The sequence below is a fragment of the Streptococcus sp. AM43-2AT genome, from assembly GCF_003603405.1.
Lineage (GTDB): Bacteria > Bacillota > Bacilli > Lactobacillales > Streptococcaceae > Streptococcus > Streptococcus ilei.
Genome location: NZ_QTND01000001.1, coordinates 844292 through 868324, shown reverse-complemented (window position 1 = coordinate 868324; position 24033 = coordinate 844292). Strand labels below are relative to the sequence as shown.

General features: G+C 43.8%; 23 protein-coding genes and 1 other annotated feature (1 of these 24 running past the window's edge). Of the genes, 18 read left to right on the top strand and 5 right to left on the bottom strand.

What is annotated here, in order from left to right:
- Positions 1–158, top strand: a binding site (T-box leader); it begins 59 nt to the left of the window's first position.
- A 51-nt stretch (positions 159–209) separates the two neighbouring features.
- Entirely contained in the window at positions 210–3002 is a 2793-nt protein-coding gene (ileS, locus tag DW930_RS04335) for an isoleucine--tRNA ligase (protein ID WP_123159424.1), read from the top strand.
- A gap of 216 nt (positions 3003–3218) precedes the next feature.
- Positions 3219–3653, top strand: coding sequence for a GNAT family N-acetyltransferase (locus tag DW930_RS04330; RefSeq protein ID WP_123159423.1), 435 nt, complete (start codon positions 3219–3221; stop codon positions 3651–3653).
- Positions 3654–3733: 80 nt separating this feature from the next.
- Here the strand turns inward: DW930_RS04330 and DW930_RS04325 are convergent, their stop codons facing one another.
- The 3 genes from DW930_RS04325 to DW930_RS04310 all read right to left on the bottom strand — a co-directional run bounded on the left by DW930_RS04325 (position 3734) and on the right by DW930_RS04310 (position 7080).
- Positions 3734–4036 (bottom strand): DUF1827 family protein, encoded by a 303-nt coding sequence (locus tag DW930_RS04325; RefSeq protein ID WP_006596776.1) that lies wholly within the window; start codon positions 4034–4036, stop codon positions 3734–3736.
- Positions 4037–4103: 67 nt separating this feature from the next.
- Positions 4104–4553: an NUDIX hydrolase gene (locus tag DW930_RS04320; protein ID WP_006596775.1), complete on the bottom strand. Its 450-nt coding sequence runs from the start codon at positions 4551–4553 to the stop codon at positions 4104–4106.
- Positions 4554–4812: 259 nt separating this feature from the next.
- Entirely contained in the window at positions 4813–7080 is a 2268-nt protein-coding gene (locus DW930_RS04310) for an ATP-dependent Clp protease ATP-binding subunit (RefSeq protein WP_123159422.1), read from the bottom strand.
- A gap of 229 nt (positions 7081–7309) precedes the next feature.
- Here DW930_RS04310 and DW930_RS04305 point away from each other — a divergent pair, with 229 nt between their 5' ends.
- The 15 genes from DW930_RS04305 to metG all read left to right on the top strand — a co-directional run bounded on the left by DW930_RS04305 (position 7310) and on the right by metG (position 21358).
- Positions 7310–7540 carry a DUF1797 family protein gene (locus tag DW930_RS04305; protein ID WP_048687767.1) on the top strand — a complete coding sequence of 77 codons (231 nt, stop codon included), beginning with the start codon at positions 7310–7312 and terminating at the stop codon, positions 7538–7540.
- A gap of 310 nt (positions 7541–7850) precedes the next feature.
- A complete protein-coding gene (locus DW930_RS04295) occupies positions 7851–8705 on the top strand; it encodes a bifunctional methylenetetrahydrofolate dehydrogenase/methenyltetrahydrofolate cyclohydrolase (protein ID WP_023022489.1) in 855 nt (284 codons plus the stop codon).
- A 133-nt stretch (positions 8706–8838) separates the two neighbouring features.
- Positions 8839–9681 carry an NAD(P)H-hydrate dehydratase gene (locus DW930_RS04290; protein WP_123159420.1) on the top strand — a complete coding sequence of 281 codons (843 nt, stop codon included), beginning with the start codon at positions 8839–8841 and terminating at the stop codon, positions 9679–9681.
- Between the two features lie 124 nt (positions 9682–9805).
- Positions 9806–11146 carry an exodeoxyribonuclease VII large subunit gene (gene xseA / locus DW930_RS04285; protein WP_123159419.1) on the top strand — a complete coding sequence of 447 codons (1341 nt, stop codon included), beginning with the start codon at positions 9806–9808 and terminating at the stop codon, positions 11144–11146.
- Positions 11124–11336 carry an exodeoxyribonuclease VII small subunit gene (locus DW930_RS04280; protein WP_006596769.1) on the top strand — a complete coding sequence of 71 codons (213 nt, stop codon included), beginning with the start codon at positions 11124–11126 and terminating at the stop codon, positions 11334–11336. Before xseA ends, DW930_RS04280 begins: the two co-directional genes overlap by 23 nt.
- A complete protein-coding gene (locus DW930_RS04275; protein WP_123159418.1) occupies positions 11333–12220 on the top strand; it encodes a polyprenyl synthetase family protein in 888 nt (295 codons plus the stop codon). The genes DW930_RS04280 and DW930_RS04275 overlap by 4 nt, the downstream gene beginning before the upstream one ends.
- The gene (locus tag DW930_RS04270; RefSeq protein ID WP_023022499.1) at positions 12201–13016 is read left to right on the top strand and encodes a TlyA family RNA methyltransferase; all 816 of its coding nucleotides are present in this window, start codon (positions 12201–12203) and stop codon (positions 13014–13016) included. The genes DW930_RS04275 and DW930_RS04270 overlap by 20 nt, the downstream gene beginning before the upstream one ends.
- Positions 13009–13440, top strand: a complete 432-nt coding sequence (locus DW930_RS04265) for an arginine repressor (RefSeq protein WP_023022501.1) — start codon at positions 13009–13011, stop codon at positions 13438–13440. Before DW930_RS04270 ends, DW930_RS04265 begins: the two co-directional genes overlap by 8 nt.
- A gap of 7 nt (positions 13441–13447) precedes the next feature.
- Entirely contained in the window at positions 13448–15112 is a 1665-nt protein-coding gene (gene recN / locus DW930_RS04260; RefSeq protein WP_123159417.1) for a DNA repair protein RecN, read from the top strand.
- 16 nt (positions 15113–15128) lie between these two features.
- Entirely contained in the window at positions 15129–15860 is a 732-nt protein-coding gene (locus DW930_RS04255; protein ID WP_123159416.1) for a metallophosphoesterase, read from the top strand.
- 83 nt (positions 15861–15943) lie between these two features.
- Positions 15944–16777, top strand: a complete 834-nt coding sequence (locus DW930_RS04250; protein ID WP_123159415.1) for a DegV family protein — start codon at positions 15944–15946, stop codon at positions 16775–16777.
- A gap of 134 nt (positions 16778–16911) precedes the next feature.
- Positions 16912–17187 carry an HU family DNA-binding protein gene (locus DW930_RS04245; protein ID WP_006596762.1) on the top strand — a complete coding sequence of 92 codons (276 nt, stop codon included), beginning with the start codon at positions 16912–16914 and terminating at the stop codon, positions 17185–17187.
- Between the two features lie 552 nt (positions 17188–17739).
- Positions 17740–18201 carry a Fur family transcriptional regulator gene (locus tag DW930_RS04235; RefSeq protein WP_123159414.1) on the top strand — a complete coding sequence of 154 codons (462 nt, stop codon included), beginning with the start codon at positions 17740–17742 and terminating at the stop codon, positions 18199–18201.
- Positions 18202–18459: 258 nt separating this feature from the next.
- Positions 18460–19152, top strand: a complete 693-nt coding sequence (locus DW930_RS04230) for a phosphoglycerate mutase (protein ID WP_123159413.1) — start codon at positions 18460–18462, stop codon at positions 19150–19152.
- Positions 19153–19366: 214 nt separating this feature from the next.
- Positions 19367–21358 carry a methionine--tRNA ligase gene (gene metG, locus DW930_RS04225; protein ID WP_123159412.1) on the top strand — a complete coding sequence of 664 codons (1992 nt, stop codon included), beginning with the start codon at positions 19367–19369 and terminating at the stop codon, positions 21356–21358.
- Between the two features lie 279 nt (positions 21359–21637).
- Here the strand turns inward: metG and DW930_RS04220 are convergent, their stop codons facing one another.
- Both DW930_RS04220 and DW930_RS04215 read right to left on the bottom strand, forming a co-directional pair.
- Positions 21638–21844, bottom strand: a complete 207-nt coding sequence (locus DW930_RS04220; protein WP_123159411.1) for a helix-turn-helix transcriptional regulator — start codon at positions 21842–21844, stop codon at positions 21638–21640.
- 10 nt (positions 21845–21854) lie between these two features.
- The gene (locus DW930_RS04215; RefSeq protein WP_023022517.1) at positions 21855–22376 is read right to left on the bottom strand and encodes a DUF2975 domain-containing protein; all 522 of its coding nucleotides are present in this window, start codon (positions 22374–22376) and stop codon (positions 21855–21857) included.
- Between the two features lie 175 nt (positions 22377–22551).
- Between DW930_RS04215 and DW930_RS04210 the strand changes: the two genes are divergently transcribed.
- Positions 22552–23820 (top strand): DUF6287 domain-containing protein, encoded by a 1269-nt coding sequence (locus tag DW930_RS04210; protein ID WP_123159410.1) that lies wholly within the window; start codon positions 22552–22554, stop codon positions 23818–23820.
- The last annotated feature ends 213 nt before the right edge of the window (positions 23821–24033 follow it).

The window sequence follows — 24033 nt, the reverse complement described above, 5'->3', positions numbered from 1 at the left end:
TGGAAGACCTGTACTCCCTTTGTTAAGGTAGATCCTTTTACAAATCTTAGTGGTGAAATGAGTAACCACTAACGCTGGTCAGCGTTAGCGACAAAAGAGGAGAAAGAGAGTACTCTCTTTCTTGAATGAAGGTGGTACCACGATTTGTCGTCCTTTTTGGCGAGGTCGTGGTCTTTTATTTTGTATGATTATTTTTTAGAGGAGACACCATGAAACTCAAAGAGACACTAAATTTAGGTAAGACAGAGTTCCCGATGCGGGCAGGTCTTCCCACAAAAGAACCAGTATGGCAAAAAGAATGGGATGAGGCAAAGCTTTATCAACGCCGTCAAGAATTGAACCAAGGGAAACCTCATTTCACTTTGCATGATGGCCCTCCGTATGCTAACGGGAATATCCACGTAGGACATGCCATGAACAAGATTTCAAAAGATATCATTGTTCGTTCGAAATCTATGTCAGGATTCTACGCACCATACATCCCAGGTTGGGATACACACGGATTGCCAATCGAGCAAGTTTTGGCAAAACAAGGTGTCAAACGCAAAGAGATGGACTTGGTTGAGTACTTAAAACTTTGCCGTGAATATGCTCTTTCTCAAGTAGATAAACAACGCGAAGATTTCAAGCGTTTGGGTGTTTCAGGTGACTGGGAAAATCCGTATGTAACATTGACACCTGACTATGAAGCAGCGCAAATCCGTGTCTTCGGTGAAATGGCTAATAAAGGCTATATCTACCGTGGAGCGAAGCCTGTTTACTGGTCTTGGTCATCTGAGTCAGCTCTTGCTGAAGCGGAAATTGAATACCATGACTTAGTTTCAACTTCCCTTTACTATGCCAACAAGGTTAAAGATGGTAAAGGTGTCCTAGATACAGACACATACATCGTTGTCTGGACAACAACACCATTCACCATCACAGCTTCTCGTGGTTTGACTGTTGGTGCGGATATTGATTACGTCTTGGTGCAACCAGCTGGTGAAACCCGTAAGTTTGTGGTAGCTGCAGAATTGTTGAACAGTTTGTCTGAGAAGTTTGGTTGGGCTGATGTTCAAGTTTTGGCAACTTACCGTGGACAAGACCTCAACAACATCGTGACAGAACACCCATGGGATACAGCAGTAGATGAACTCGTGATACTTGGTGATCACGTTACAACAGACTCAGGTACTGGTATCGTCCATACAGCCCCTGGTTTTGGTGAGGATGACTACAATGTCGGTGTTGCTAATGGTCTAGAAGTTGCCGTGACTGTTAACGAACGCGGGATCATGATGGCCAATGCTGGTCCTGAGTTTGAAGGTCAATTCTATGACAAGGTTGTGCCAACGGTTATTGAAAAACTTGGTGATTTGCTTCTTGCTCAAGAAGAAATCTCTCACTCCTACCCATTTGACTGGCGTACGAAGAAGCCAATCATCTGGCGTGCAGTTCCACAATGGTTTGCCTCAGTTTCAAAATTCCGTCAAGAAATCTTGGATGAAATTGAAAAAGTGAAATTCCACTCAGAGTGGGGTAAAGTCCGTCTTTACAATATGATTCGTGACCGTGGTGACTGGGTTATCTCTCGTCAACGTGCTTGGGGTGTCCCACTTCCAATCTTCTATGCTGAAGATGGCACACCAATCATGACAGCTGAAACGATTGAGCATGTGGCTCAACTCTTTGAAGAGCATGGCTCTCTCATCTGGTGGGAACGTGATGCCAAAGACCTCTTGCCAGAAGGATTTACGCATCCAGGTTCTCCAAATGGAGAGTTCAAGAAAGAAACAGATATCATGGACGTATGGTTCGACTCCGGTTCATCATGGAATGGAGTAGTTGTCAACCGTCCAGAACTCAAATACCCAGCTGATCTTTACCTAGAAGGTTCTGACCAGTACCGTGGTTGGTTCAACTCCTCGCTCATTACATCTGTGGCAAACCATGGCGTAGCACCTTACAAACAAATCTTGTCACAAGGTTTTGCCTTGGATGGTAAAGGTGAAAAGATGTCCAAATCTCTTGGAAACACGATTGCTCCAAGTGATGTTGAAAAACAATTTGGTGCTGAAATCTTGCGTCTCTGGGTAACCAGTGTGGATTCAAGCAACGACGTACGTATCTCTATGGATATCTTGAGCCAAGTTTCTGAGACTTACCGTAAGATCCGTAACACCCTTCGTTTCTTGATTGCGAACACATCTGACTTTAACCCAGCTGAGGATGCAGTAGCTTATGAAGAGCTTCGTTCCGTTGATAAGTACATGACTATCCGCTTTAACCAACTTGTCAAGACCATTCGTGATGCCTACGCAAACTTCGAATTCTTGACCATCTACAAGGCTTTGGTGAACTTTATCAATGTTGATTTGTCTGCCTTCTACCTAGATTTTGCCAAAGATGTTGTCTACATCGAAGGTGCGAAATCACTTGAACGCCGTCAAATGCAAACAGTCTTCTATGACATTCTTGTGAAAATCACCAAACTTTTGACACCAATTCTTCCTCACACTGCAGAGGAAATCTGGTCTTATCTTGAGTTTGAAGCGGAAGACTTCGTTCAATTGTCAGAATTACCAGAAGCTCAAACATTTGCTAACCAAGAAGAAATCTTGGATGCCTGGTCAGCCTTCATGGACTTCCGTGGCCAAGCTCAAAAAGCTTTAGAAGAAGCACGGAACGAAAAAGTGATCGGTAAATCTCTTGAAGCTCACTTGACGGTTTATCCAAACGAAGTAGTGAAGACTCTTCTTGGGGCAGTAGATAGCAATGTTGCACAACTCTTGATTGTTTCAGAGTTGACCATTGCAGAAGGTCCAGCTCCAGAAGGCGCAGTGGCCTTCGAGGATGTTGCTTTCACTGTTGAACGTGCAGCTGGCGAGGTTTGTGACCGCTGCCGCCGCATCGATCCAAGTACAGCAGAACGTAGCTACAACGCAACCATCTGTGACCACTGTGCAAGCATCGTAGAAGAAAACTTTGCAGACGCAGTAGCAGAAGGATTTGAAGCCAAATAATAAGAAGTGAAAAAATAGAGAGTGGGACAGAAATCGGTCATTCGTTAGAATTCGATTTCGTCGTCCCACCTCCGCACAGTTGAGTAGGGCTATAAAAGCTGATGTAATCAGCGTAGTAGAGCCCACTCAACCACTGCGTCTTGCTCGACAATCCAAAGACAAAAAAGAGGCTAGGACTTTTGTCCCAGCCTCGACTTTTTCAATAAAGAGGAACTGATGTGGTACCGGAAAGAATTTAAAGAACTAGAACTAAAAGAGTTTTACGAGATCGTTCAATTGCGTTTGGAAACCTTTGTCGTGGAACAGACAAGAATCTACAATGATCTTGATGCTATTGATCTTAGAGCTCTTCACCTTTTTCATCAAGACGAAAAGGGAAATGTAGATGCCTATGCACGGATCTTTGAGACGGGGACTACGATTCATTTTGGCCGAGTTGCTGTAGCCAAAGACAGTCGTGGCCAAGGACTGGGAAGGGCTATGGTGGAGCAGATTTTGGATCTGTGTGAACAGAGCTTTCCTGGGCGGACCATTGAAATTGAGGCCCAAGAACAGGTAGTTGGCTTGTATGAAAAGCTAGGTTTTCAAAGGGTGAGCGAGCCTTTTATCTTGGCTTCTACCCCTCACGTAAAAATGATCTATCAGAAATAAAACATCCGTTCATCTCATTATCGAGGTGAACGGATGTTTTTTGAAAAAGATAGCAAAGAAAAAAGTAAGGTAGAAATACCTTACTTAGCAATTGGGAAAGAAATTTCGATCAGTTTATCAGAGTAGAGGGTCTTTATAGCAGATTGGTCAATGATTTGAAGATCAATCTTGCGTTTTAAAAAGAACTCACGAATTTTTTCAACTTCTGTTTCACGAATGGCACGGTGTTTGTTACTAATCAGCAATTCGTAATGTGTAGGAGCTTTGGTAAAGATAACGTCGGTGTTACCAGCTGAATAGACCTCAACAAGGGTAGCATCGGTACTTTCTAATTGACTTTTGACCAGAGTAGCATGACTATTTGTTGTGTTCATAAGCTTCATGTGAGATCCTCCTAAGCTCTTTCTCCATTTATTATAGCACTTTTTTTTATTTTGTGAAAGAAGTTGCTTACAATTTTTGGGCAGATTTCCACATTTTGATGCCCCACTTATGACTTCCTCTTTTTAATCTGTCAATGGCTTCATCGATGGGGAACCAGGCAATGTTATTGAAATCCTCTAGCGGTTTTTGAGCTTCTACAAAGTCAGTTACTTCATAGATATAGGCAGGATTATAGTAGTGGGTGTCGCGGTGACTAGAATAGAAGTACTCGTCTGCTTGGCCATAATACTCGCCGATGGTCGCAGTGAAACCCAATTCTTCGATCAGTTCGCGCTCGAGTGCCAAAAAATGATCTTCTCCTGCCTCGATTTCACCACCTGGTAGGAACCAAGCTCCATTTGGTGCTTGGACTAGGATGATTTTATCCTTGGCTGGATTTGGAATCACCGCATAGACTCCATAACGATTGACATAGTCAACATTTTCTTCTTTTGTCCCAAAAGTTGCAACAGTCATATTAAAGCTCGCTTCTTATTTTTTTATCATTATAACATAGATGGACATAAAAAGCAGTAGGAGATAAAAATAAGAGAGTGGGACAGAAATCGGTAATTCGATAGAATTCGATTTCGTCGTCCTACCTCCGCACAGTTGAGTAGGGCTGTAAAAGCTGATGAAAGCAGCGTAGTAGAGCCCACTCAACCACTGCGTCTTGCTAGACAATCCAAAGACAATTGAGTGGCTAGGACTTTTGTCCCAGCCACTTTAAATGCGATTATTCAGTTCCTTTTTCTGCCTCGTTAGCAGGTTTGTTCTTTCCTTTAATGCAAATCTTTCCATTGCTGGTCATGACAGCCTTCAGATCTTTTTCACTAGGATTTTCTAAGTAGTAATCTGTAATGGCATCTTCGATATAGTCCTGAATGGTACGACGAAGTGGACGAGCTCCCATTTTTGGATCGTAGCCCAAATCAACCAATTTTTCCTTGACCTTATCGGTAACATCGAGGTGGATATCATTGTGGGCCAGGCGTTGATTGACATCATCGAGCATAAGAGTGACGATTTGAAGGAGGTTTTCTTTAGATAAGGATTTAAATTCAATAATACCATCAAACCGGTTCATGAATTCTGGACTAAAGAAGTTTCCAAGTTCACCTAGGATAGAATTGGTACGTCCTTCACGAGCCGCCCCAAAACCAACATTAGCCTCCGCTTTTCCAGTTCCCGCATTGGAAGTCATGATGATGATGGTATCTTTGAAGCTCACTGTTCGTCCTTGACCATCTGTCAAGCGACCATCATCCAAGACTTGGAGGAACATATGCATGACATCAGGATGGGCCTTTTCTACCTCATCCAAGAGAATGAGAGAGTAAGGGTTGCGACGTACTTTTTCAGTCAGCTGGCCAGCTTCTTCATAGCCGACATAACCTGGAGGAGCACCGACCAATTTGGCAACGGCATGTTTCTCCATGTATTCACTCATGTCAAAGCGAATCATACTATCAGCAGAACCGAAGAGTTCGATGGCCAATTGCTTGGACAACTCGGTCTTCCCGACACCAGTTGGTCCAACAAAGAGGAAGCTACCGATTGGACGGTTTGGCGTTCCAAGTCCTACCCGATTACGACGGATAGCCTTAGCAATTTTTTCAACAGCCTCATCTTGGCCGATGACATGAGCTTTTAAATCAGCAGCCAAGTTGATCAATTGGGATTGTTCTTTTTCTTTCAAATCTCCAACTGGAATATTGGTCTTTTGCTCAACAATGTGTTCGATAGTCTTTTCGCTAATGACGGGCGTATCTTGGTCGGTGACCTGTTGCCCTTGCATTTCTTTGTACTTAGCGATTTGGTCACGGAAGTAGGCTGCTTTTTCAAAATCTTCATCCCGCGTCGCTTGGGCCTTGAGATTTTCGGCTTCAATTAAGCGCTGGTCAATGACTTTGGGATCGACAAAATTGAGGGTCAAATTCATCTTAGAGCCTGCTTCGTCCAAGAGGTCAATGGCTTTGTCGGGCAAGAAGCGGTCTTGGATATAGCGATTGGAGAGGAGAGCTGCAGCCTCAATAGCACCATCTGTGTAGTGGACGTGGTGGTAGTCTTCGTATTTCTTTTGAATGCCTTTAAGGATGGTAATGGTTTCTTCAACCGTTGGTTCATCCACCTTGACTGGTTGCATCCGGCGTTCAAGAGCAGCATCTTTTTCGATAATACGATACTCATTGAGTGTTGTGGCACCAACTAATTGCAATTCACCACGAGCGAGAGCCGGTTTGAGGATATTTCCTGCATCCATGTTGCCATCACCTGCAGATCCTGCTCCTACAATTTCATGGATTTCATCGATAAACAAAATGACATCTTCACGGCGACGGATTTCTTCCATTAGTTGTTGCATCCGTTCTTCAAATTGTCCACGAATCCCAGTCCCTTGAACCAGGCTAACAACGTCTAACCGAATAACTTCCTTGTCTTGTAATTTATAAGGGACATCGCCATCGACAATCTTCTGGGCCAGGCCCTCTACGACAGCTGTTTTTCCGACACCAGGTTCTCCAATCAGAACAGGGTTGTTTTTGGTTCGGCGGTTTAAAATTTCAATAACTCGGAGAATTTCGTCGTCACGGCCAATGACTGGATCAATGTCCCCACGGCGAGCGATTTCAGTAACATTAATTCCAAACTCTTCTAGGAGTCCTTTTGGTTGTTGTTTGGCTTGAGGTCTATTTGGTCCAGTAGCTCGACCGTTCCCATTTTGTCCGTAGCCATTTCCACCTCCATATCCTCCTCCTGATTGGGTCGGTGGCGTTTGAGGTTCTTGGGGAGCTTGGAAGTTGCCCAGTTGATTGAAGAAATCTTCAAAAGGATCCCGCCCTCCGCGATTTTGTTGGTTTAATCCTGCCAGGAGACTATTGTTAGGATCGGTTTTCATAATTTGATAGCAGTTCTGGCAAAGGTCTACTTGTTGTTGGTGACCATTCACATTTGTATAAAGATGAATGGTTGAATCGTTGATTTTACAGTTTTGACAAAGCATTCTCTTACCTCTTTCTCTAGGGTAAAAAGTGTAGAAACTATTGGTCAGAAATAGTCAAACTTTTATAGTTTCATTATAACAGTATTCTAAAAGTTTGCAAGAATTTAGTATGAAGGCCGGTTTTAGGCATGGAATAAAGAGGAAAAAAGCGGAAAAGTTGATTTTTATTGGAATTTCCTCCTTCTTTTATGATAGAATAGGAGAGTAGAAAGTAAATAGGAGAATCAAAATGGAATCACATTTGGTACGAATTATCAGCCGTTTGGAAGCAATGACAAAAGACGGTGGAAACTTAAAACGTAATTTTGAACGTGAAGGAGTTGTAGTCGCTGAAGTAGCCTACAACCATGATGAAGAAAATGGATCAGTATTTACTCTTCGTGATGTAGAAGCGCGTGAGACCTATACATTCGATAGCATTGACTTAATTGCAATGGAAATCTACGAATTGTTGTACTAAGAAGTATCAATCAAGAGGTTGGGACAAAAGTCCTAGCCTCTAAATTGTCTTTGGATTGTCGAGCAAGACGCAGTGGTTGAGTGGGCTCTACTACGCTAATTTCATCAGCTTTTATAGCCCTACTCAACTGTGCGGAGGTGGGACGACGAAATCGAATTCTAACGAATGACCGATTTCTGTCCCTCTCTCTTTTTTGTTGGAATAAAACTGTTATAGTTTCTTCCTATAACCTTATCTAATCAAGAAGTGTTAGGAGCAGGTTCACAAATCTGATATAATAGAGAAGATATTGAATAGAAAAGAGATTGAGATGACACATGTGATTGATGGGAAGGCCTTGGCAGTAAAATTACAGGGAGAATTAGCTGAAAAGACAGCACGTTTAAAAGAGGAAACAGGGGAGGTACCTGGTTTAGTGGTTATTCTAGTGGGGGAAAATCCAGCTAGTCAGGTCTACGTACGAAATAAAGAACGCTCGGCTCTTGCTGCTGGTTTTCGTAGCGAGGTGGTCCGCTTACCAGAGGCTACTACACAAGAGGAACTCTTGGCACTTATTGACCGCTACAATCAGGAACCGCTTTGGCATGGGATTTTGGTCCAGTTGCCGCTACCAGCACATATCGACGATGAGGCTGTCTTGCTAGCCATTGATCCCAATAAGGATGTCGACGGCTTCCACCCCCTTAATATGGGCCATCTTTGGGCGGGAAATCCAGTCATGGTTCCCTCAACTCCTGCGGGGATCATGGAAATGTTCCGGGAATACGATATCGATGTTGAGGGGAAAAGTGCAGTCGTTATTGGTCGCTCCAATATCGTTGGAAAACCCATGGCCCAGCTTCTATTAGCTAAGAATGCTACGGTGACCTTGACCCATTCACGGACCCATCATTTAGCAAAAATTGCAAGAAAAGCGGATATCCTAGTGGTGGCTATCGGCCGTGCCAAATTTGTTACAGCTGACTTTGTCAAAGAGGGAGCAGTCGTCATTGATGTGGGGATGAACCGCGATGAAAATGGCAAACTATGCGGAGATGTCGACTACGATACCGTGGCACCACTTGCTAGCCATATTACGCCTGTTCCTGGTGGAGTGGGTCCTATGACCATTACTATGCTGATGACTCAGACCTATGAAGCGGCTGTTCGGGCTTTGAAAAAATAAACCAGCTTGCATGAAGTCGGGACCGTGTTTGGAGCGATAGACAGATTAGAAAAAATTTTGAAGGTTGGAATTTACTTTCCTGCCTTTTTTTAGTCTAAACGTGATAAAATAGAGGAAGAAAGAAGGAAAGCTTATGTTAAGAGTTGACCAAACATTGCTGCAACAAGTTATTGTTAGTCGTCAGTCAGACTCCTACAAGGGTGACTATGGTCGTCTTCTCTTGATTGGAGGAACCTACCCTTACGGGGGAGCGATTATGATGGCTGCCATAGCAGCTGTTCATAGTGGAGCGGGTCTTGTCACGGTTGCGACAGACCAAGAGAATATCCCTGCTCTCCATAGTCAGCTACCTGAAGCTATGGCATTTGCTGTGACTGACCAAGAGTTATTGACTGAGCAAATCGCCAAAGCAGGCGTTATTTTGTTGGGGCCGGGTCTTAAGGACAATGATCTAGGGACACATCTTGTACAGCTAGTTTTTGACAGGGTTCAGCCTCACCAAGTGTTGATTCTAGATGGTGGAGCTATTAGCCTCTATACGCGCTTAGCTTTGCCTCTTCCTCAAGCGCATCTGGTCTTTACTCCTCATCAAAAAGAATGGGAGGCGATGTCAGGTATAGCGATTGGAGACCAAGGGGAAGAAACAACAAGGCTGGCTCTATCCCAACTTCCTCCAGCAAGTATTCTGGTCCAAAAGGGACCCCAGACTAAGATTTGGCAACAAGGGCAAGCAGATTATTACCAACTAACAGTTGGTGGTCCTTACCAAGCAACAGGTGGCATGGGCGATACCTTGGCAGGGATGATCGCGGGGTTTGCAGGTCAATTTCCACAGGTTGGGCTGTATGAGCGCATGGCAGTCGCGACCTACCTTCATTCGGCTATTGCTGAAGACTTGAGCAAGGAGGCTTATGTAGTTTTACCGATAAGCATTAGCAAAGAAATCCCAAAATGGATGAAAAAAATTAGCCAATAGGAAAAGTCGATAGAATAGGAGCTTCAGATCATGAAATCTGGGGCTTTTTCCGTAGGTAGAATCAGCTTTTTCCGCTTATTTTTGGTATAATTTATACTAGAATTTTCCGTATGAAAGGGGAACCATGTCAGAGTATTTATCGGTATCCAGTCTGACCAAATACCTCAAGTTAAAATTTGATAAGGACCCCTATTTGGAGCGGGTCTATTTGACGGGCCAGGTTTCTAACTTCCGTAAGCGCCCAAACCATCAGTATTTCTCTCTAAAGGATGAAAAAGCCGTGATTCAGGCGACTGTTTGGGCGGGGATCTATAAGAGTTTTGGCTTTGAGCTAGAAGAAGGCATGAAGATCAATGTCATCGGTCGGATCCAACTCTATGAGCCAAGTGGAAGTTATTCCATTGTCATCGAAAAGGCGGAGCCAGATGGCGTCGGTGCTTTAGCTATTCAGTTTGAGCAGTTGAAAAAGAAACTGCAGGAAGAAGGGCTCTTTCAAGAGAAGTTCAAACAGGCCATTCCCCAGTTTTCCAATAAAATCGGGGTTATTACCAGTCAGAGTGGGGCTGTTATTCGAGATATCATCACCACTGTCACTCGGCGTTTTCCTGGTGTAGAGATTCTCCTTTTTCCAACCAAGGTACAAGGAGAGGGAGCTGCCCAAGAAATTGTCGCCAATATCCAAAAGGCCAATGCTCGGACGGACTTAGATGTCTTGATCATCGGTCGTGGTGGTGGGTCTATCGAGGATCTGTGGGCCTTTAATGAAGAGCCGGTTGTGAGGGCTATTTTTGAGTCCAGAATTCCCATCATTTCCAGTGTGGGCCATGAGACAGACACCACTCTGGCAGACTTTGTAGCAGATCGCCGGGCAGCCACTCCAACAGCTGCGGCTGAGTTGGCAACGCCTGTGACCAAGTTGGACCTACTTAATCATTTGCAGAAGCAGGAGGGGCGGATGGCAACCGCTATGCGCAATCGCCTAGTATATAATCGGGAGCGCCTGCAAAAACTGAGTCAATCGGTTATCTTCCGTCAACCAGAGCGGTTGTATGATTCTTATCTGCAAAAATTAGATCAGATTCAGTTGCGACTGAAACAGGCTGTGTCAGAGTCAATTACCAGAAATAGCCATCAGTTACAAGAACTCCGCCATCGATTGGCCTCCCAAGCACCTCAGCATCAGCTGGAGCGCTATCGAGACCAGATTCTCCAAATGGAGCGATTGATGATCTTGAAAATCAAGGAGCTCTACCAAACAAAAGCAGCAGATGCCAAGCGCCTATCAGAAGCTCTCTTGATGTTGGATACCAGTCGCATTGTGGCTAGAGGCTACGCCTTGGTACAGGCTGGAGATCAGGTTTTGGATAGTGTGGATACAATCAAAGAAAAGGATGCCTTGACGCTAGTCATGCGGGATGGGCAAGTAGAAGTAGAGGTAAAGCATGTCGAAAGAAAAGAAATTTGAAGAAAATTTAGCTGATTTGGAAGCTATTGTCCAAAAGTTGGAAAGTGGGCAAGTGCCCCTTGAAGAGGCCATCTCAGAGTTTCAGAAAGGAATGAAGCTATCAAAAGACTTGCAAGAAACGCTTGATCAGGCTGAAAAGACCTTGGTCAAGGTGATGCAAGCAGATGGCTCAGAAACGGAACTGGTATGATTTTAGAAGAAAAACTGCAAGGGGTTGAAAAAGCGATTGAAGGTTTCTACGAGGCCAAACAAATCTCTCCCCGCTTGGTAGAATCCATCCTTTATTCAGTCCATGCAGGGGGCAAACGGATTCGGCCTTTGCTCTTATTGGAATTACTAAAGGCCTTTCATGCTCCAATCCTTGAGGCTCATTTTCAGGTGGCAGCCGCTCTTGAAATGATCCATACGGGAAGCTTGATCCATGATGATCTACCAGCGATGGATAATGATGATTATCGTCGTGGTCAATTGACCAACCACAAAAAATTTGGTGAAGACTTAGCCATCTTAGCAGGAGACTCGCTCTTCTTGGATGCCTTTGGCTGTGTGGCAGAGGCGGATCTTCCAGCTTCTATCCGGGTGCAACTGATCGCCTTATTATCGGATGCTTCAGGGACAGCTGGGATGGTGGCAGGCCAAGTCTTGGATATGGAAGGGGAAGGAGCGAGCCTGACCTTGGACCAGTTGCAAGTCATCCATGCCAATAAGACGGGACGACTGCTAGCATATCCTTTCCAAGCTGCGGGGATCCTCTTAGAGCTTGAGCCAGCTGTTGCGACTCTCTTAGAGGAAATTGGCCTCCATTTAGGCTTGGCCTTCCAGATTCGGGATGATATTTTGGATGTGACAGCCGATTTTGCCTCTTTAGGAAAAACCCCTCAGAAGGACCTGCAGGCAGAAAAGTCGACCTATCCTGCGCTACTTGGTCTAGATGGAGCTCAGGCTTATTTGGATCGAGAGTTGGATGCCTGTGAGGACTTGCTCGATCGCATTTCTAATCAAGTTTCCTTCGAAGGGACTGGAATCAAGAACATAATAGAAAGACTGAGAATTCATGGTCAAGGAAAGAGTTGACGTACTGGCCTACAAGCAGGGACTATTTGAAACCCGGGAGCAGGCCAAACGCGGTGTGATGGCTGGTTTGGTCGTTGCGGTCCATAATGGCGAGCGCTTCGATAAACCAGGTGAAAAAATTGATGAAGCGACTGAATTAAAACTCAAGGGTGAAAAACTCAAATATGTCAGTCGCGGTGGTCTCAAGTTAGAAAAGGCCTTGGCCCTTTTTGAGATTGACTTGCAGGACAAGATCACGCTAGATATTGGTGCCTCAACAGGGGGCTTTACGGATGTCATGCTCCAAAATGGAGCTGCCTTGGTCTATGCAGTGGATGTAGGGACCAATCAGTTGGCTTGGAAACTCCGTCAGGATCCTCGTGTCATCTCGATGGAGCAGTTCAACTTTCGTTATGCGACGTCTGAAGATTTTGAGCAAAGACCAAGTTTTGCTAGTATTGATGTTAGTTTTATTTCCCTCAACCTTATCTTGCCTGCTCTTCATGGGATTTTGCAAGAAGGAGGCCAGGTGGTCGCTCTTGTCAAACCCCAGTTTGAAGCTGGTCGGGAGCAGATTGGAAAAAATGGGATTATCAAGGATGCCAAGGTCCATCTGTCCGTCTTGGAACAGGTTCAAGGCTTCGCGATAGAACATGGCTTCTCCGTTTTGGGAGTGGATTATTCTCCGATTCAAGGGGGCCATGGCAATATTGAATTTTTACTTTATTTAGAAAAAAATACCGGGCAAAATCGTCTCGATCAGCAAGAGTTTGTAGCTGTCGTCGACAAAGCCCACACTGATTTTAAACATGAATAGTAAACAAAACCGATTAGAAAAAATACGACGCTTTATCCGAGAAAATAAAGTCGGCACTCAGGATGCAATTGTCGAACATCTGAGGGAAGCGGGAATTTCTGCGACACAAGCGACTGTTTCCCGTGATATTAAAGAGTTGGGCATTATTAAAACGCCATTAAAAGGTTCAGCCTATGTCTATGAATTGCCACGTGTCCAACATAGTGGAAAATTAGCAGAAAATAATCTTCAATCTTTTGAACGCATGGGGAGTTTTCTGACCCTCAAGCTTGTCCCAGGGACAGCCTATTTAGTCAAGCGCCATCTACAGGAAGATTTCGATGACATCATCTTTAGTATGATTTCAGACGACAATAGTATTTTTATTGTGGCCCGCTCGGAAGAAAAGGCTCAGTTTATCGAACAACGATTGATGGAATGGTAGGAGAGAGATGCTATTAGAAATTTCAATTAAAAACTTTGCCATCATTGAAGAAATCGCTCTGAATTTTGAGACGGGGATGACGGTTTTAACCGGTGAAACTGGAGCAGGAAAATCCATCATTATCGATGCTATGAATATGATGCTGGGGAGCCGAGCGACGACTGATGTTATCCGCCATGGTGCTCCTAAGGCTGAGATTGAAGGCCTCTTTGCGATTGATGAAAACCGTGCCCTTCAGCAACTCTTTGAGGAGCAGGGCTTAGAATGGGCAGATGAGTTGATTATTCGCAGAGAAATTTTCCAGAATGGTCGGAGTGTCAGTCGCATCAATGGGCAGATGGTTAACCTCTCCGTTCTCAAGGCGGTTGGCCAGCATTTGGTAGATATTCATGGCCAGCACGATCAGGAAGAACTGATGCGGGCTCCATTGCATATCGCTATGCTGGATAGCTTTGGGGATGATGCTTTTTTTGCGACCAAGAAGGCCTACAGAGAGACCTTTGAGAAATATAAGTCCTTGCGCAAGCAGGTCTTGCAGATCCAAAAAAATAACCAGGAAAACCAAGCTCGAATCGAGATGCTGGAATACCAAATTTCGGAAATCGAGGCAGCGGCCTTGTCCCTGGATGAAGATGTCCAGTTAGAGCAAGAACGGCAACGCCTGCTCAATCATAAGATGATAGCAGATACCCTAAGCAATGCCTACGCTATGCTGGATGCAGAAGACTTCTCCAGTCTTAGCAATGTTCGATCGGCCATGAATGATCTGCAAAGTATCGAAGAGTATGATCCGGACTACAAGACCTTGTCTGATCAAATGGCTGAGACCTACTATACTCTGGAAGATCTGACCAAACGCTTGGAGGATCTGGTAGATGGCTTGGACTTTGACGGCAACCGTTTGATGCAGGTAGAAGCTCGATTAGACCTGATCCACTCAATTACGCGTAAGTACGGCGGTCAGGTAAAAGATGTCCTTGATTATTTGGAGCAAATCAGTAAGGAATATAGCCTGTTAACAGGAGGTGGAACCTCTTCTGAAGACTTAGAGAAAGAACTCAAGTCTATGGAAGGCCAGCTGGTTGCCTTGGCCAAGGAACTGAGTCAAGGGCGCCATGCCTTAGCCCAAGAGCTGGAAGCAGAGATCCAGCAGGAATTGGCGGATCTCTACATGGAAAAAGCCCGTTTCCAAGTGCGTTTTACTCCATCTAAGTTTAATCGGGAAGGAAACGAAACAGTTGAATTTTATATTTCGACCAACCCTGGAGAGGACTTTAAGCCTTTGGTAAAAGTAGCCTCAGGTGGTGAATTGTCCCGTCTTATGTTGGCCATCAAGTCCGCCTTTTCTCGAAAAGAAGGCAAGACCAGTATCGTCTTTGACGAGGTGGATACAGGGGTATCTGGTCGGGTCGCTCAAGCTATTGCTTCTAAGATCTATAAAATTGGACGTTTTGGTCAGGTGCTAGCCATCTCTCATTTGCCTCAGGTAATTGCAGTAGCCGATTACCAATTCTTTATCGAAAAGGTGAGTGATGAATTTTCAACGGTTTCGACCGTTCGCTTGCTCAGTCATGAAGAACGGGTAGAAGAAGTAGCCAAGATGCTTGCTGGTGAAGATGTGACAGAAGCAGCCCGCCTGCAGGCGGAGCAATTGCTAAAACGGCCAAGCTAAGAAGAAAGGAACCGATATGGGAAGCTATTTCGTAGTGGGAGATATTCATGGAAAAGCAGGCATGTTGGAGGAACTGATGACCCATTGGGATGGTCAGTCTCGGCTGGTTTTTCTCGGAGATTTGATAGACCGTGGGGAAGATAGTCGTAGAGTTATCGAACTGGTCAAAGATTTTGTCGACCATCAAGGGGCAATCTGCCTCTCTGGTAACCACGAATACATGTTTTTAGCCTGGATCGATAACCCGATCGAACGCTATGACCATTACCGACGAAATGGTGGTGATACCACGATCAACTCTCTGCTTGGTCGTCCCCTAACGGCTCCAGTAGATGGAGTAGAGGATGCTCGTCGCGTGCAAGAGACTTGTGGGGACCTCGTCGCTTTCATCCGTTCGCTTCCTTTTGTTTATGAAACAGAACACTATATTTTCGTGCATGCTGGGATTGACTTGACTCTAACGGACTGGCATGAAACGACGGATTACCAAAAAGTCTGGATTCGCCAGCCCTTCCATGAAGCAAGCAATCAGACAGGAAAGACCATTGTTTTTGGCCATACCCCTGTCCACTATCTCTTGGATCAAAATATTGGAACCAAAGAACTCTGGGTGACCGAAGATGGGAAGATTGGCATGGATGGTGGGGCTGTTTATGGTGGTGTCCTCCATGGTATTCTCTTTGATGAAAATGGAATGAGGGCCGATGTTGCTTTGGTTAATGATGGATTTGCAGCCATCGATGATTAAGCAAAAAGGACTTTGTCCCACAAAAGCCTAGAAAATTTGATATAATAGAATGGATATATCTAAGAAAAGATTGTAGGAATGTTATGTCACAAGTAAAAATTGTTACAGACTCATCCGTAACGATTGAGCCTGAAGTTGTTGAAAAATACGGAATTACCATCGTTCCCCTCTCTGTTATGGTGGATGGTGTCCTCTACTCAGATGCGGAATTAACCGAAGGAGAATTCCTTCAGTTGATGAAATCCAGTAAAAACCTTCCAAAGACTAGTCAACCTCCAGTAGGTGTGTTTGCGGAAATATTCGAAGGATTGGCTCAAGAAGGGGCGCAAATTATTGCAATCCATATGTCTCATGCCTTATCTGGTACAGTGGAAGCTGCACGTCAAGGAGCTACCTTAGCCAATGCAGATGTAACAGTTATCGATAGTAGCTTTACGGACCAAGCCATGAAATTCCAAGTGGTCGAAGCAGCAAAACTGGCTCAAGAAGGTGCTAGCGTAGAGGAAATTGTAGCTCGCATTGAAGAGGTCAAGCAAAATTCTAGACTCTATATTGGGGTTTCTACTTTGGAAAACCTGGTTAAAGGAGGCCGGATTGGACGTGTAACTGGTTTATTGAGTTCCCTTTTGAATATTCGGGTCGTCATGGAAATGAAGAACGATGAACTGCAACCGATTGTCAAAGGACGCGGACAGAAAACCTTTAAAAAATGGTTGGACGAGTTGATGCAAGACTTATCCGGTAAAGAAATCGCTGAGATAGGAATTTCCTATGCTGGTGGACCTGACTTTGCTAACGAAATGAAGGCGCAATTACAGCCTTTGGTTGCAACTCCAATCTCTGTTTTGGAAACAGGTTCGATCATTCAAACCCACACTGGTGAAGATGCTTGGGCAGTTCTTGTCCGATTTGCATAGAAGCCCGTCAATAAAGGAATTTATTCCTACATAAAAGTTTATAAAAACAGGTTTAGTACTTGACCTAAAAGCATTTTTTAGATATGATAGAGATGTTAAGGGTAAAACCTAAAAAAATTTGGAGGATTTGTTAAATGGCTAACAAACAAGATTTGATCGCAAAAGTGGCAGAAGCTACAGAATTGACTAAAAAAGACTCAGCAGCAGCAGTTGACGCTGTATTTGCAGCTGTTTCAGAATACCTTTCAAAAGGTGAAAAAGTTCAATTGATCGGTTTCGGTAACTTCGAAGTTCGTGAACGTGCAGCTCGTAAAGGTCGCAACCCACAAACTGGTAAAGAAATCAAAATCGCTGCTTCTAAAGTTCCAGCATTCAAAGCTGGTAAAGCTCTTAAAGACGCAGTTAAATAATTGTGATTACGAAGGTTCCTTCTAGCTTGCTAGAGGGAACTTTTTGTATTGGAGTCCTTTCTAGACAGGGCCTATAAATAGGAGTATAATAGAAAAAAGTGAGAAATGGAGGGTGGGCCATGAGATGGATTTTTGGAATCTTTGTTCTACTCATGATTAAGCCAATTATTTATCTATTGAAAGGTCTCTGGTTTATTGCGGAACTCTTCTTTATGTTCCTTTTTGTCAAAGTTTTACTAGGAACTATGAGATGGATCCTTAATTGGGGAAGTTAAGAATAGAATACAAAAGAGAGTGGGACAGAAATCGGTCATTCGTTAGAATTCGATTTCGTCGTCCCACCTCCGCACAGTTGAGTAGGGCTGTAAAAGCTGATGAAATCAGCGTAGTAGAGCCCGCTCAACCACTGCGTCTTGCTCGACAATCCAAAGACAATTGAGAGGCTAGGACTTTTGTCCAAGCCTCTTTTCTTATTTACAAACATTCTAATTAGGCAAAATTTGGCATTCGTGATATAATAGTTTTAAAGAAGAGACAGAAAGGGGGAAGACCATGCTAGCTTGTTTAACACTTGATTCCGTTCAACAACAAAAAGTAGAAGATGTATTGCAACACTTGCGTGAAAAATCTGTACGGATTACAGAGACGCGTCGTGCGGTCCTTTCCTATCTTGTCAAAAGCCAGGAACATCCAAGTGCGGATGCCATCTATCAAGATTTAAAACCAGCCTTTCCCAATATGAGCTTGGCAACCGTTTATAACAATCTCAAAGTCCTCATTGATGAAGGCTTTGTCTCTGAGATAAAAGTACGCAATGATACCACGACCTACTTTGATTTTATGGGACACGATCATTTGAATCTGATTTGCGAGTCTTGTGGGAAGATTGACGATGTTGACATCGAAGTTCCAGACGTGAGAGCAGAAGCGAGAGAAAAAAGTGGCTACGTCATTACCAAGTGTCAAACCACCGTTTATGGAATCTGTCCTGAGTGTCAGAAAAAGCAATTATAAGCAAACCTCTTGTTAGAGGTTTTTTTGTTTGGTATGGTTTGCGGAAAAAGATAGAGAGGAAAGATTTAGAAGCTGATGAGTGAAAAATGTAAATGTCCATGAAAAAGAATTGATATAATTTCACTAAATCTCCGTTCAGACTTTTTTTGTGAGAAATTGCACTTTTCTATGGTCATCACTAGATTTTTTACTGAAAATCTAGTAGAATAAAATAGATAAACGGGGGAAACCTCGGAGAATAAAAAGGAGATCCATCTAATGGTAAAATTGGTTTTTGCTCGCCACGGTGAGTCTGAATGGAACAAAGCTAACCTTTTCACTGGTTGGGCTGATGTTGATTTGTCTGAAAAAGGTACACAACAAGCGATCGACGCTGGTAAATTGATCAAAGAAGCTGGTATCGAATTTGACCAAGCTTACACTTCAGTATTGAAACGTGCGATCAAAACAACTAACTTGGCTCTTGAAGCATCTGACCAACTTTGGGTTCCGGTTGAAAAATCATGGCGCTTGAACGAACGTCACTATGGTGGATTGACTGGTAAAAACAAAGCTGAAGCTGCTGAACAATTTGGTGATGAGCAAGTTCACATTTGGCGTCGTTCATACGATGTATTGCCTCCTGCAATGGCTCGCGATGATGAGCACTCAGCACACACTGACCGTCGTTACGCTTCACTTGACGACTCAGTGATTCCAGATGCTGAAAACTTGAAAGTTACTTTGGAACGTGCCCTTCCATTCTGGGAAGATAAAATCGCTCCAGCTCTTAAAGATGGTAAGAATGTATTCGTAGGAGCACACGGTAACTCAATCCGTGCCCTTGTAAAACACATCAAAGGTTTGTCAGACGACGAAATCATGGACGTGGAAATCCCTAACTTCCCACCATTGGTATTCGAATTTGACGAAAAATTGAACGTTGTGAATGAATACTACCTCGGAAAATAAAAAGGTCCCGGGGACCTTTTTATCCCGAGCCTAGAAATGCCAAAGCGAGGCAAGTCTAGCTGGATTCGTTATCAATAATAGAAAGCTGACTTCGGTCAGCTTTTTTACTTGTCTTTCCAAGCTCCTAGCGCTTTTTTGGTTTTCAGGGCCTCCTAAAAATGATATAATGAAGTGTTAGTACATAAGGTTTCATTAGCCTTGAAAGGAAAAGAAAATGACAAAATCATTCTATATCACAACCCCTATCTATTACCCATCTGGTAAATTGCATATTGGTTCAGCTTATACAACGATCGCCTGTGACGTCTTGGCGCGTTACAAACGCATGATGAACTACGATGTTTTCTACCTGACTGGTCTCGATGAGCATGGGCAAAAGATCCAGCAGAAAGCGGAAGAAGCTGGCATTACACCGCAAGCTTATGTAGATGGGATGGCGGTTGGAGTGAAAGAACTCTGGCAATTACTCGATATCTCATATGATAAATTCATCCGTACGACAGACGACTACCATGAAAAAGTAGTGGCTCAGGTTTTTGAACGCTTGCTGGCGCAAGACGACATCTACCTAGGTGAGTACTCTGGCTGGTATTCAGTCTCTGATGAAGAGTTCTTTACAGAAAGCCAATTGGCTGAGGTATACCGTGATGAGAATGGCAAGGTCATCGGTGGGGTAGCCCCATCAGGACACGAAGTAGAATGGGTTTCTGAAGAATCTTACTTCCTTCGTCTCAGCAAATACCAAGACCGTTTGGTTGAATTTTTCAAATCCCAACCTGATTTCATCACCCCAGATGGTCGTCTCAATGAAATGTTGAAAAACTTCATCGAGCCAGGTTTGGAAGACTTGGCGGTATCTCGGACAACCTTTACCTGGGGAGTCCCAGTTCCATCCAATCCAAAACACGTGGTCTATGTATGGATTGACGCCCTTCTCAACTATGTGACGGCACTTGGTTATGGCCAAGATGAGCATGGCAACTTTGACAAGTTCTGGAACGGAACGGTCTTCCACATGGTTGGAAAAGACATTCTTCGTTTCCACTCTATCTACTGGCCAATCCTTCTCATGATGCTCGATATCAAATTGCCAGACCGCTTGATTGCCCATGGTTGGTTTGTCATGAAAGACGGTAAGATGTCTAAGTCTAAAGGAAATGTCATCTACCCAGAAATGTTGGTAGAACGCTTTGGCTTGGATCCGCTCCGTTACTACCTCATGCGTAGTCTGCCAGTTGGTTCAGATGGTACCTTCACACCAGAAGACTATGTAGCCCGCATCAACTATGAATTGGCCAATGACCTTGGTAACCTCCTTAACCGGACGGTAGCGATGATCAACAAGTACTTTGGTGGTCAAGTTCCAGCCTATGTCGAAAATGTCACTGCGTTTGATGCAGATTTGGCTAAGGTAGTTGAAGAAAACATTGCTGAATACCATAAGCAAATGAATGCGGTTGATTACCCACGCGCTTTGGAAGCAGTGTGGAATATCATCTCTCGCACCAATAAATACATCGACGAGACAGCTCCATGGGTCCTTGCTAAAGAAGATGGTGACAAGGAACAATTGGCAGCGGTCATGGCTCACTTGGCAGCTAGCCTTCGTGTCGTAGCTCACCTCATCCAACCATTCATGATGAACACCTCAAATGCCATTATGGAACAACTTGGCTTGGGCTTGGACTTCGATCTTGAAAACTTGACCCTAGCAGGCTTCCCTGAAAATGTCACAGTGGTTGCCAAAGGAACTCCAATCTTCCCACGTCTGGATATGGATGAAGAAATTGCCTACATCCAATCTCAAATGACTGCTGGTAAACCACAAGAAAAAGAATGGATTCCAGAAGAAGTGGAACTTAAGTCTGAAAAAGACGAGATTAAATTTGAAGACTTTGACAAGGTCGAAATCCGTGTAGCAGAGGTCAAAGAAGTTGAACGCGTCGAAGGATCTGACAAATTGCTTCGCTTCCGCCTAGATGCAGGAGATGGCGAAGACCGTCAAATCCTCTCTGGTATCGCAAAATTCTATCCAAATGAACAAGAATTGGTCGGCAAGAAAGTCCAAATCGTGGCCAACCTCAAACCACGTAAGATGATGAAGAAATATGTCAGCCAAGGCATGATTCTTTCTGCAGAACACGGGGATCAATTAACGGTCTTGACCGTTGATTCATCTGTTCCAAATGGAAGCATCATTGGCTAAACGATAGATTGAATATGAAAAGCACTCTCGCTGGAGTGCTTTTGTTGTATCGCTATAGTTTTCATCATTGAGTATTACAAGGATGTTAGATGCGTCCTATTAGTCATGAATGTTATTGGAGACTTCCGCAGTGAGAAAAGAGTCTGAAACAGTTTCGTTTCAGACTCTCGGAAGATTTGAGACAGTAGGCTCAAATCTTAGGTATGGAATCCCAGAGGGATTCGCTACCGTCCGTCCTCACCTGAGGAAAGTCTCCAATTACTTTTCTTAAGATATTTCCTATTCATCTGGCCTGTATTCCAGAATATCTCCTGGTTGGCAGTCCAGTTCTTTGCAGATGGACTCAAGGGTAGTGAAGCGGATGGCTTTGGCCTTTCCTGTCTTGAGGATGGAGAGGTTGGCGGTAGTGATGCCTATTTTGTCAGCTAGCTCATTGGATTTCATCTTTCGCTTGGCCAGCATGACATCTAGATTGACGATAATCATGGTCCCCTCCTTAAATGGTCAGCTCATTTTCTTCGGCGATCGCAATTCCTCTCTCTAAAATCTTGCCAAGGACCCAGACAATTGGGACAGCGAGGAGGAGTCCCGTATTAAAGGTCAATTGGAAGGTAAAGGGAAGGAGATAAACGTCGCCACTGGTTTCAAGTGTACCAGACATAAAGGACAAGACCAATAAGATCTTCCAAGCTCGGTTGCAAAGATCAATGTTGGAGTGAGAAAAGATCTTTTCTTGGTAGAGATTTTGGAGGAAGCTACGAATGGTGATGAGAAGAAGAATATAAATAGCACTTGAGGCTAGTGGGAAGAGCAACTGCCATAGGGGTTGCAGATGTTTTGGGAAAAGCTGGATGCCATTCACCTCAAAGGACAAGCGCCCAGATTGAACGAGATCCTTAAACACACCCATCCGTGAAAGCAGGTGGATGACCAGTGCTGCCACGGTCATAAAGCCACAGAAGTAAATGAAAGCCGTTAAGACTTCAATAACATTTTTTAAGGTTTTTGAGTTTTTCATCGCAAGCCTCCTTAAAGTTTATTTATTATTTACTTATAGTATACTCCTTATAAAAAATAAGTCAATAAAAAAGTATCGAAAAACGATAAAAAATTTATGAGATTCGGCCAAAGTTTGCTTTAAATAGAATTTGAGGTATACTAATAGGTAACTACCATTCCAAGGAGGTATTGAAATGATCAAAAAGTTAGATAAGAAATATCTTTGGATGATCATCGCTTTTGTGAGTGCAGTGGTTCTAATTGGTGGAGTCTATCTCTACTCTAGCTCCAATATCCAACCGGATCATCAAAAAGAGTTCAATCAGACCTCGAAGACCTCGGCTTCCTCTAAGGAAAAAGCCATCGATCTGTCTGGTGAATATGTCTCTAGCGCGCGTGATAAGGCCAAGATTCAAAAAGATGGAAAGTCTTGGAAGATTGATTATGAGACAGAAGATGGTCCTGTATCAGCAACTTTCTCAACGAATTTCAAAGTAGAAGGAGCCAATAAAGTTTCTACCAGTCAGATGAAAAAATCAGATGGAAATACTGATTTTACCGTCACTGTGCGTATCTTTAAATACCAATCCGATAAAGATCCTCTCATTACGGTCACCATGTCAGATAAAGATCCCAATCACGAAATGGTCTTTGCCAATCGGAAGGATTTCTTCAAGTCGACAAATCCAGATGATGCGGTACTAGATGGCGATTTGACAACCTTTGCGGGAAGTTATTCCAATGAATTTATTGAAAAGCAGATTGCAGATTCTGGCTTTAAATTGTATGGCTATAGTCCAGAAGATTATTACAATCACCGTACTACTGTCTTTCCGTCTATCTACTCTGATAAGGACAATGGATGGAGCTTCTGGAGTGGTGCCACCAATGTTCAATTTGTCCTCAATAAAGATAAGAAACCTAAGAAAGCAGGCGCGACCTACCAGGTTTACTTTGTCCAAGCAGGAACAACGGGAGCAAGTCCTGGTCAAGAATTGGTTGTCACCTTGATTCCTGAAAATGTTCAAGGTCCTGATGGCATCGTTTCACCGTTGAGACGTATCTTCTACCATCAAGCCTCCTTCCAAGCCTATCAGGACAAGTGGTGGGAAGCTTACCCAGAGCCGAAGAAGGAAGCAGACCTCGATATTGCGGCCATCAATAATGGAGATTTCTCAAGTCTGGCAGGGACATGGCGCAATGCCAAAGGCCAAGAGATGGTCATCCAAGAAGATGGAACTGTGAAAGGCCAAGGAAGATTAAAAGCAGTCCCGAACTCTGATAAGACAAGTAAAGTCCCTTATGTGGATCTACGTGTGGGAGAAACAGGAGTAGCTGTTGGCCTCTTTAAGATTGGTTTTGAAAATCCTGATGGAGACCAGTCAGATAAGAGCAAACCTCGCTTAGTAGTAACGCAATCAGCTGGAAACTATCCAGCGGATCAATACTTCTATCGTCAATAAGAAGCGAAAAACCCAAGAAATACAATTTCTTGGGTTTAAGATTGAAGAAATAGTTTTCTTTAAAACTTTCCTTAGGTGAGTACGGACGTCAGCGAACTTCTACGAAGTTCCAAGACTAATTATTGAGCCTAAGGTCTCAATAATTCCTAGTGCCTGAAACAACTGTGTTTCAGGCACTTTTCTCACTGTGGAAAGTTTTAATTCTACTTAAAT

Excerpts from the sequence above, each read along its gene's own strand:
- ileS (WP_123159424.1), top strand. The coding sequence starts at position 210 with ATGAAACTCAAAGAGACACTAAATTTAGGTAAGACAGAGTTCCCGATG.
- DW930_RS04330 (WP_123159423.1), top strand. The coding sequence starts at position 3,219 with ATGTGGTACCGGAAAGAATTTAAAGAACTAGAACTAAAAGAGTTTTAC.
- DW930_RS04325 (WP_006596776.1), bottom strand. The coding sequence starts at position 4,036 with ATGAAGCTTATGAACACAACAAATAGTCATGCTACTCTGGTCAAAAGT.
- DW930_RS04320 (WP_006596775.1), bottom strand. The coding sequence starts at position 4,553 with ATGACTGTTGCAACTTTTGGGACAAAAGAAGAAAATGTTGACTATGTC.
- DW930_RS04310 (WP_123159422.1), bottom strand. The coding sequence starts at position 7,080 with ATGCTTTGTCAAAACTGTAAAATCAACGATTCAACCATTCATCTTTAT.
- DW930_RS04305 (WP_048687767.1), top strand. The coding sequence starts at position 7,310 with ATGGAATCACATTTGGTACGAATTATCAGCCGTTTGGAAGCAATGACA.
- DW930_RS04295 (WP_023022489.1), top strand. The coding sequence starts at position 7,851 with ATGACACATGTGATTGATGGGAAGGCCTTGGCAGTAAAATTACAGGGA.
- DW930_RS04290 (WP_123159420.1), top strand. The coding sequence starts at position 8,839 with ATGTTAAGAGTTGACCAAACATTGCTGCAACAAGTTATTGTTAGTCGT.
- xseA (WP_123159419.1), top strand. The coding sequence starts at position 9,806 with ATGTCAGAGTATTTATCGGTATCCAGTCTGACCAAATACCTCAAGTTA.
- DW930_RS04280 (WP_006596769.1), top strand. The coding sequence starts at position 11,124 with ATGTCGAAAGAAAAGAAATTTGAAGAAAATTTAGCTGATTTGGAAGCT.
- DW930_RS04275 (WP_123159418.1), top strand. The coding sequence starts at position 11,333 with ATGATTTTAGAAGAAAAACTGCAAGGGGTTGAAAAAGCGATTGAAGGT.
- DW930_RS04270 (WP_023022499.1), top strand. The coding sequence starts at position 12,201 with ATGGTCAAGGAAAGAGTTGACGTACTGGCCTACAAGCAGGGACTATTT.
- DW930_RS04265 (WP_023022501.1), top strand. The coding sequence starts at position 13,009 with ATGAATAGTAAACAAAACCGATTAGAAAAAATACGACGCTTTATCCGA.
- recN (WP_123159417.1), top strand. The coding sequence starts at position 13,448 with ATGCTATTAGAAATTTCAATTAAAAACTTTGCCATCATTGAAGAAATC.
- DW930_RS04255 (WP_123159416.1), top strand. The coding sequence starts at position 15,129 with ATGGGAAGCTATTTCGTAGTGGGAGATATTCATGGAAAAGCAGGCATG.
- DW930_RS04250 (WP_123159415.1), top strand. The coding sequence starts at position 15,944 with ATGTCACAAGTAAAAATTGTTACAGACTCATCCGTAACGATTGAGCCT.
- DW930_RS04245 (WP_006596762.1), top strand. The coding sequence starts at position 16,912 with ATGGCTAACAAACAAGATTTGATCGCAAAAGTGGCAGAAGCTACAGAA.
- DW930_RS04235 (WP_123159414.1), top strand. The coding sequence starts at position 17,740 with ATGCTAGCTTGTTTAACACTTGATTCCGTTCAACAACAAAAAGTAGAA.
- DW930_RS04230 (WP_123159413.1), top strand. The coding sequence starts at position 18,460 with ATGGTAAAATTGGTTTTTGCTCGCCACGGTGAGTCTGAATGGAACAAA.
- metG (WP_123159412.1), top strand. The coding sequence starts at position 19,367 with ATGACAAAATCATTCTATATCACAACCCCTATCTATTACCCATCTGGT.
- DW930_RS04220 (WP_123159411.1), bottom strand. The coding sequence starts at position 21,844 with ATGATTATCGTCAATCTAGATGTCATGCTGGCCAAGCGAAAGATGAAA.
- DW930_RS04215 (WP_023022517.1), bottom strand. The coding sequence starts at position 22,376 with ATGAAAAACTCAAAAACCTTAAAAAATGTTATTGAAGTCTTAACGGCT.
- DW930_RS04210 (WP_123159410.1), top strand. The coding sequence starts at position 22,552 with ATGATCAAAAAGTTAGATAAGAAATATCTTTGGATGATCATCGCTTTT.